Annotated in this window: 5 protein-coding genes; 3 read left to right on the forward strand and 2 right to left on the reverse strand. The window is 70.2% G+C overall.

What is annotated here, in order from left to right; all coding sequences use genetic code 11:
• Nucleotides 1–44: 44 nt before the first annotated feature.
• Nucleotides 45–1,859 (reverse strand): zinc ribbon domain-containing protein, encoded by a 1,815-nt coding sequence (locus ACN675_RS19010; protein WP_420752321.1) that lies wholly within the window; start codon nucleotides 1,857–1,859, stop codon nucleotides 45–47.
• A gap of 291 nt (nucleotides 1,860–2,150) precedes the next feature.
• Between ACN675_RS19010 and ACN675_RS19015 the strand changes: the two genes are divergently transcribed.
• The gene (locus tag ACN675_RS19015; RefSeq protein ID WP_420752322.1) at nucleotides 2,151–3,818 is read left to right on the forward strand and encodes an SLC13 family permease; all 1,668 of its coding nucleotides are present in this window, start codon (nucleotides 2,151–2,153) and stop codon (nucleotides 3,816–3,818) included.
• 185 nt (nucleotides 3,819–4,003) lie between these two features.
• The gene (locus ACN675_RS19020; RefSeq protein WP_420752326.1) at nucleotides 4,004–4,771 is read left to right on the forward strand and encodes a dioxygenase; all 768 of its coding nucleotides are present in this window, start codon (nucleotides 4,004–4,006) and stop codon (nucleotides 4,769–4,771) included.
• Nucleotides 4,772–4,777: 6 nt separating this feature from the next.
• Here the strand turns inward: ACN675_RS19020 and ACN675_RS19025 are convergent, their stop codons facing one another.
• A complete protein-coding gene (locus tag ACN675_RS19025) occupies nucleotides 4,778–5,233 on the reverse strand; it encodes a peroxiredoxin (RefSeq protein ID WP_420752323.1) in 456 nt (151 codons plus the stop codon).
• Between the two features lie 56 nt (nucleotides 5,234–5,289).
• Here ACN675_RS19025 and ACN675_RS19030 point away from each other — a divergent pair.
• The coding region (locus ACN675_RS19030; protein WP_420752324.1) for an anthranilate synthase component I at nucleotides 5,290–6,802 on the forward strand (1,513 nt) is incomplete at its 3' end.

A 6,802-nucleotide genomic window follows, 5' to 3' on the forward strand; every position in this document is an offset into this window, starting at 1 on the left:
GCCGATGGTCAGCTGTCGTGCGAACATGCGTGGCGATCGAGCGTCTACGTAAATCTGATACTTCCTGCCACTGGCGTGGCAGGCGGTGAAGATCCACGTTCCTCACGGCTACCCACCACACCATCGTGCGATGTTGCGGGCTCGACCGTGTCCCACACCGACGCTTCGGGTGCAGGACAATTCCTCGACTGTGTCACCCCCTTCGGGGGTCTCGAAGCCGTGATGCTGCGGCGGACCCGGCGATGCCGAGGCCTGCGCGGGGTGGGACCGGTCTTGTCCCGACATTTCCGGACCGGGGCGTGCACCGCGGTTCGGATCTCGACGCTCCCACTGCGGGTGCGGACCGCCGCAGCGCGCCCCGACAACGCCCGTGTGGCGAGGTTCACCGCCGCCACGTGATCACGATTCCCACCCACCTTGCACGCCTCGCACCATGCCGTGTGATAGCCACCGGGGCGGGTCAGCGGTTCGTTGCAGCCCGGGCACAGTGCCGACGATCCCCGCGCGGGCACCGACACCACCACCACACCCACCCGTGCCGCGGTGTGGGTCAGGGCGTCGGCGGCCCGACGGCGGGCGGACTGCGCCGCCCGATTGTTGTTTCGCCGGCCGCGCCTGCGAGCCTCCAGGGTGGTCAGGTCCTCCACCGCGATCACCGTCGCCTCCGCCGCAGCGGCGTAGTCGGCGACCTGCCGGGCGAAATGAAACTCGAGCTCTCGGTTGATCTTCCCGCGTTTGACACCGATCGCGAGGCGATTGTCCTCGAGGACCGCGATCTTCGCCTCCAGCTCCGCCCGCACCCGGGGCGGTGCGGTCTCGGCGAGCCGGCGCAGCCGGGCGGCCTTGCGGTGCAGGAATTGGCCTTCTGTCTGGAGGCGGGCGAGTTTGATGCCGAGTCCGCGATCGTCGTAGCTGTAGCCCCGAAGGTCGGAGACCAACCCGTCGCCGGTGTCGGTGACCACGGCGGCGGCGCCGAGGGTGGCCGGTGACCAATCCACCCCCACCGCGGTCGTGCCCGCCGCGAGGTCACCGGCGGGGACGGCTTCGGTGGCGGCGCACCGCAGCAGCAGACCCCGAGTGTCGAGGGTCAGGGTCGGCAGATGCCACTGTGTGACCGCCCGGCCGTGCAGGTGCGGGGGGAGCGCGGCGGTCAGGCGCACCGACCTCCAGTGCGCCCGCCCGGTCGGGGCGGCGGTGGTGGGCAGTTTCACCGTCAGCACCATGGTGTCGTCGAGGACGGTGAGCCGCGCGAGTTGTGTGTCGGCGGCCGAGAGCCGGGCCATCGGACTTACCTGCGGTGGGGTTTGGATGTCGGTGATCCGCAGTGGTGTCACCGCCGAGGCCGTCTCGTCGACCCGGCGGGTCCGGGCGAGCAGTTGACGGCGCACGCCCCGCGCGAACCCCGACGGCACATACTCCGCAGCACACTCCGGTGCGGCGATGCGTCCGGTGGCGGGATCGAACCGGGCCGACAGCGACGCGATCGCCGCATCCCGATACGCCAGGGTCCGCAGGGTCGCGGTGGCGTGGGCGGTGACCACCCGCGTCACCCGCGACGGCACGTACACCCCGTCGGGATAGATCGGGGTCCAGCCCAGACGCGCCGCCGCGACGTGTCCGTGCTGGGGCAGTGCCCGGCCGTCGCGGTCGCGGCCGGCGGCCAGGGTGTCGAAGGTGCCGGGCTGCCACAGGCGGGTGAGCAGTTCGGTTTCGGCGCCGGTGATCAGGTCGAGCAGCCACCGGACGCGAATATCGAGGTCGTCGAGTCCGATCGGGTCGCCGGTGGTGTCGTCGACCGCCGCGTACGGGCGGGTGGTGAACGCGAACGGGCGCCAGTCGATCGGTTCGGTGTTGCTCATCCGTTCACCCCCGCCCTGTGTCGTCGTCGATCGGTTCCTGCCGGGAACATCTCGTCGTGCTCGACCGCGGCGTCGACCGTATCGTCGGGCACCGACAGATTCGGTTCGGTCCGCGTCACGACCGGGTCGGGTCGGTGCCGGCGCGGTGACCGGCCCTGGCGATGCGTGCCGATCCCGCTCCTCCGGGACACACAGCAAGGCAACAGGAAGAATCGGAGAGTATGACGGAGTATCAGACTTCTCGTCGACTGTTGTGAGCCTGCCGCGACACGAGTTGAGACTATCTCTCGCATGGCTCTTCTCGCGGCGTTCATCGTGGTGACGACCCTCGTCGTGATGACGACCGGGAAGGCCCCCGCTGTGCTGGCGTTGGCCACGGCACTGGTCGTCGCGGGCCTGGCCGGGATCGCCACTCCGGCCGAACTGTTCGCGGGGTTGAGCAACAGCGGCGTCATCACGATCGCGGCGATGCTCGTCATCGCCAAGGGCGTCCTGCGGACCGGGGCGGTGTCCCGTGTCACCCATCTGCTGCTGTCCGGGGTGCGCACCTCGGGTCAGGTGCTGCGCCGGTTGATTCCGTCGGTGGGGTTCGTCTCGGCGCTGATCAACACGACCCCGATCGTGGCGATGCTCATCCCGGCCACGAAGGAGCTCGAGCAGCGGTCCCGGATCCCGGCGCGCGGAATCCTGCTGCCGGTGGCGCACGCGACGACCCTGGCGGGGTCGGCGACGCTGATCGGCACCAGTTCGAATCTGCTCATCGCCGGGCTCGCCCAGCCGGCCGGGGTACAGGTCACGATGTTCTCGTTCGTGCCCATCGCGGTGCCGGTGGCCGTGGTCGGCTGGCTGGTGCTGACGGTCACCGCACCGTTGCTGCTCGGAGGACGGATCGACGAGGGAGCACGCGACTTCTCGTGGCAGGCCGAGATCCCGATCTCGGCGCGGGCACTCGCCGTCGGACGCACCGCATCCCGGCTCGACGTCCAGTCCACGGCGGAGTACGAACTCGTGGAGATCCGCCGCTGGGGCGACCCCGTGGACATCGACAGCCCGCTCGAGCCGGGCGACGTCCTGGTGTACCGGGCGACGGAGGCCGGGGTCCGGATGCTGTGGTCGAACCCGGTTTTCGGCCTGGTCCCGCAGCGGCTGTTCCGCGTGGCCATCGCCACCAACGAGGGCCGGTCGGTGCGCGACCTCGAGGAGCACGAGGACATCCTGGTGATCGCCGCGCAGACCGATCGGCTGCTGCGCGAGGCTCCCGCTCGACCCGGTGGGCTGTGCCTGATCACCGCGGAATCGGCCGACTCGCTCGCGGACAACTCCCTGGTGGCGGTGTGGCGGGAGCTGTCCGGCAAGGCGCCGCAGGCCGCGAAGACGTGGATCGCCGTGAGCATCCTGGCCGCCACCATCGCCGCGGCGTCGTCCGGCGTCCTCGCGGTCGAACTCGTCGCGACCGCCGGCGCCGTCCTGATGGTGCTGACCGGGGTGCTGACGCCGAGATCGGCCGTGCGCGCACTGAACTGGAACATCCTGGCGATCATCGCCGGATCGGTGGGGCTGGGCACGATCGTCGTGCGCAGCGGCCTAGGGGACTACATCTCGGACGCCGTTCTCACCCTGGCCGCCGGCAATGTCGCGTTGATCGTCCTGGTGTTCGTCGTCGGCACCACGGTGTTGACGAACGTGGTGACCAACGCCGCCGCCGCGGCCATCCTGACCCCGATCGCCCTGCAGATCGCCGCGACCACGGATCTGGATCCGGTGCTGCTGCTCACGCTGATCGGCACGTGCATCTCGTTCACCTTCCTCAACCCGTACAGCCACCAGACGAATCTCATGGTGTTGCGCCCGGGCGGGTACTCGACGGCGACGTTCGTGCGGTTCGGGATTCCGCTGACGCTGGCGGTCGCCGCGTCGGCGGTGGGGGTGGGCTGGGCGCTGCTCACGTTCGTGGGCTGACGCGAACGATCCAGTCGGAAGCGCCCGGTACGACGGTCGGTGCACCGATATTTCGGTGCGCCGTCCGTCATTTCGGTCTTCTCCGGTGTGAGCACGCTCGCAGCGGCCGGGAATGAACTTGGCGATCCGCTCGTTGCACCCCTATGATGGTTGAAGCTTCAACTTCTAGGAGTGTCATGAGCACCATGCCTGCCCTGTTCCTGAGCCACGGCGCCCCGCCGCTCGTCGACAGCGAACTGTGGGTGTCCCAGCTGCAGCGGTGGGCAGCGGACCTGCCGCGCCCCACGGCGATCCTCGTGGTGTCCGCGCACTGGGAATCGGCGCCGCTGACCATCGGCGCCACCACCACCGGCACCCCGCTCGTCTACGACTTCTGGGGCTTCCCGCAACGCTTCTACGAGGTCACCTACGCCGCACCCGGCGCACCCGACCTCGCCCGCCAGGTCGCGGCGCTGATGCCCGACAACGAACCGGTCGTGCAGCAGCCCGACCGCGGTCTCGACCACGGCGCCTACGTGCCGCTGACCGTCATGTACCCCGACGCCGCCATCCCGGTGCTGCAGATCTCGCTGCCCACCCTCGACCCGCAGCGGCTACTGCACCTCGGCGAGCGCCTGCGGCCGCTGCGCGAGCAGGGCGTGCTCATCATCGGTTCCGGCTTCACCACCCACGGCCTGCCGTTCCTGCGCGACATGCGACCCGAGGCGGCCGCCCCCGGCTGGTCCTCCGAGTTCGACGCGTGGGCCGGGGAACGGTTCGCGGCCGGCGACATCGAGGGACTGCTCGACTTCCGCACCCGGGCACCGGGCATGCCCTACGCGCACCCGACCGTCGAGCACTTCGCGCCGCTGTTCGTCACGCTCGGCGCCTCGAGCAACCCCGAGCAGACGGCCCGGCAGGTCATCGACGGATTCTGGATGGGCCTGGCGAAACGCTCGATCCAGGTGGACTGAACCCGCTCAGCGGGCGCGCAGCGCGTCGAGCGCGCGGTCCGCGTGCACCGACGCGCGCAATTCGCTCGCGACCACCTCGAGGATGCGGCGATCGGTGTCGATCACGAACGTGGTCCGCTTGACCGGGGACAGCTTCCCGAGTAGCCCGCGCCGCACCCCGTAGGCCGCGGCGGCGACACCGTCCGGGTCCGACAGCAACGGGAAGTCGAACGCCTGCCGCGTCGCCCACGACGCGAGCCGGTCCACCGGATCGGCGCTGATCCCGACGCGGGTCGCGCCGACGGCGGCGAACTCCGCCGCCAGATCCCGGAAATGGCAGGCCTCCGCGGTGCACACCGGCGTGAACGCGGCCGGATAGAAGAACAGCACCAGCGGGCCGCCGGCGAGCAGCTCGCCGAGCGAGCGCAGCTTGCCGTCCTGGTCGCGCAGCGAGAAATCGGGGGCGATGTCACCGGGTCTCATGCCCGGCGACGCTACCGCGCGCGCGGCCCTCACGGCAGCCCTGGGATGATGGGCGCATGTCCGGCGAGCCCACCACCATTCCCGCAGCCAGCGACCCGTCCGCGCACGGTCGATCCGATACCACCACCCGCGAGGAGTTCCGGGTACTCGCGGCCGAGCACCGCGTCGTGCCCGTCACCCGCAAGGTGCTCGCCGACGCCGAGACGCCGCTGTCGGCGTACCGGAAGCTCGCCGCCGATCGGCCCGGAACCTTCCTGCTCGAATCCGCGGAAAACGGCCGCTCCTGGTCGCGCTGGTCGTTCATCGGCGCCGGCAGTCCCGCCGCGCTCACCGTCGTCGACGGTGAAGCCGCCTGGTACGGCAGCGTTCCCGCCGGCGCACCCCAGGGCGGCAATCCCGTCGACGTCCTGGGCGAAACCCTGAAGCTCCTGCACACCGAGCGTCTGCACGGCCTCCCGCCGCTGACCGGCGGCATGGTCGGCTACCTCGGCTACGACACCGTCCGGCGCCTCGAGAAGCTGCCCTCGATCGCCGAGGACGACCTGCAGATCCCCGAACTCGTCATGCTCCTCGCGACCGACCTCGCCGCCGTCGACCACCACGAGGGCATGATCTGGCTCATCGCCAACGCCGTCAACTGGGACGGCTCCGACGAACGCGTGGACGAGGCCTACGACGACGCGGTCGCGCGGCTCGACCGGATGACCGCCGCGCTCGCCGCCCCCGCCGAGTCCACCGTCTCCACGTTCTCGAAGCCCGCCCCCGACTACCGGCGGCAGCGGACCACCGAGGGCTTCGGCGCCGACGTCCGCAAGCTCATCGGCGACATCGAAGCCGGTGAAGCCTTCCAGGTGGTGCTCTCGCAGCGCTTCGAAATCGACTGTCCCGCAGCGCCCATCGACGTGTACCGGATGCTGCGCGCGTCGAACCCGAGCCCGTACATGTTCCTGCTGCACATTCCGGGTCCGGACGGGGAGACCGCGTTCTCCATCGTCGGATCCAGCCCTGAAGCACTCGTCACCGTCTCCGACGGCGTCGCCACCACCCACCCGATCGCGGGCACCCGGTGGCGCGGCAACAGCGAGGAGGAGGACGTCCTGCTCGAGAAGGACCTCATCAACGACGAGAAGGAGAACGCCGAGCACCTCATGCTCGTCGACCTCGGCCGCAACGACCTCGGTCGCGTGTGCGAACCCGGCACCGTGAAGGTGCACGACTACCGGCACATCGAGCGGTACAGCCACGTGATGCACCTGGTCTCGACCGTCACCGGCCGCCTCGCCGAGGGCAAGCACGCCCTCGACGCCGTCACCGCGTGCTTCCCGGCGGGCACTCTGTCCGGTGCGCCGAAGGTCCGCGCGATGGAACTCATCGAGGAGCTCGAACCGACCCGCCGCGGCATCTACGGCGGCATCGTCGGTTACCTCGACTTCGCCGGCGACGCCGACACCGCCATCGCCATCCGCACCGCGCTCGTCAAGGACGGCGTCGCGTACGTCCAGGCCGGCGCCGGGGTGGTCGCCGACTCCGATCCGGTCTACGAGGACACCGAGGCCCGCAACAAGGCCA

This window comes from Rhodococcus sp. O3 (assembly GCF_048897285.1).
Taxonomy (GTDB): Bacteria; Actinomycetota; Actinomycetes; order Mycobacteriales; family Mycobacteriaceae; genus Rhodococcus.

What these genes read in the sequence shown, in the direction of transcription:
- ACN675_RS19015 (WP_420752322.1), top strand. Translation starts at nt 2,151, where the DNA reads ATGGCTCTTCTCGCGGCGTTCATCGTGGTGACGACCCTCGTCGTGATG.
- ACN675_RS19010 (WP_420752321.1), bottom strand. Translation starts at nt 1,859, where the DNA reads ATGAGCAACACCGAACCGATCGACTGGCGCCCGTTCGCGTTCACCACC.
- ACN675_RS19025 (WP_420752323.1), bottom strand. Translation starts at nt 5,233, where the DNA reads ATGAGACCCGGTGACATCGCCCCCGATTTCTCGCTGCGCGACCAGGAC.
- ACN675_RS19020 (WP_420752326.1), top strand. Translation starts at nt 4,004, where the DNA reads ATGCCTGCCCTGTTCCTGAGCCACGGCGCCCCGCCGCTCGTCGACAGC.